This is a genomic window from Neobacillus sp. C211 (assembly GCF_051842875.1).
Taxonomy (GTDB): Bacteria; Bacillota; Bacilli; order Bacillales; family Cytobacillaceae; genus Neobacillus.
The window spans coordinates 1-883 of record NZ_JBPXRO010000099.1; the positions used below are offsets into that span (position 1 = coordinate 1).

The 883-nt window shown below is 41.3% G+C and carries 1 protein-coding gene; it reads left to right on the forward strand.

Annotation, left to right across the window (positions count from 1 at the left end; genetic code table 11):
• Positions 1-630: 630 nt before the first annotated feature.
• The coding region (locus tag ACSU6B_RS29175) for a reverse transcriptase domain-containing protein (RefSeq protein WP_410889961.1) at positions 631-883 on the forward strand (253 nt) is incomplete at its 3' end.

Sequence of the window (883 nt, forward strand, 5' to 3'; positions counted from 1 at the left end):
ATAGCAACATTTTGTGAATGGTAACTAGGAGGAGCCGTGTGCGTAAATAGCGCAAGCACGGTTCTGTGAGGGTTGCGCCTTGAAAGCTCAAGGAAAACATGCGACTTGAAATAGTCGTCTAGATAATGCTTAGCCAGCAGTCTTGTACCGAGTCTTGCGTGGTGCACGGTAACGTTCACTGCGAACGTAGACAGGAAGATGGTAGGCCGGAATAAAGTGAAGTGGATAATTAGTCCCGGAATTGAACGTGATGTGGAGTAGCCGACCTTTTCTCTCAATGGGGAAGGCAATAATGAAATAACCGCCAAAGGCAAGTTCATTCTCATTACATCATGACAACAAGATTAGAGAGAATAGCAGTAAAAGCTCAACAAGATGCAAAACTACAATTTACATCATTAGCACATCACATTACAAAAGAATTGATTTGGACTAGTCTAAACATATGCCGAAGAACACTTCACCTGGCATTGATGGTACCACAAGGGATATGGCTATAATTGAGTTTGAAAATTGGGTTGGAGAAATGATGAATTCAATCTACAGACATAGCTATAAACCTCCAGCAGTAAGAAGGGTCTGGATACCTAAACCTGGGAAAGTCGAAAAACGACTAATCGGAGACCTTCGGTGGCAGATAGAGCTTTACAAAGAAGTACAGCAACAGTACTTTCATCAATTTATGAACAAGATTTTCTAAATTGTTCATACGGGGGTAGGCCAAATAGGGGAGCACATAATGCCTTAGCTAACCTTAATGAGGCTATTTCAGGGAAGAAAGTTAGCTGGGTACTGGAAGCTGACCTGAAGAATTTCTTTGGAACCTTAGACCATGATTGGATAATAAAATTCGTGCAACATAGGATTGGTGATCCTAGAATTA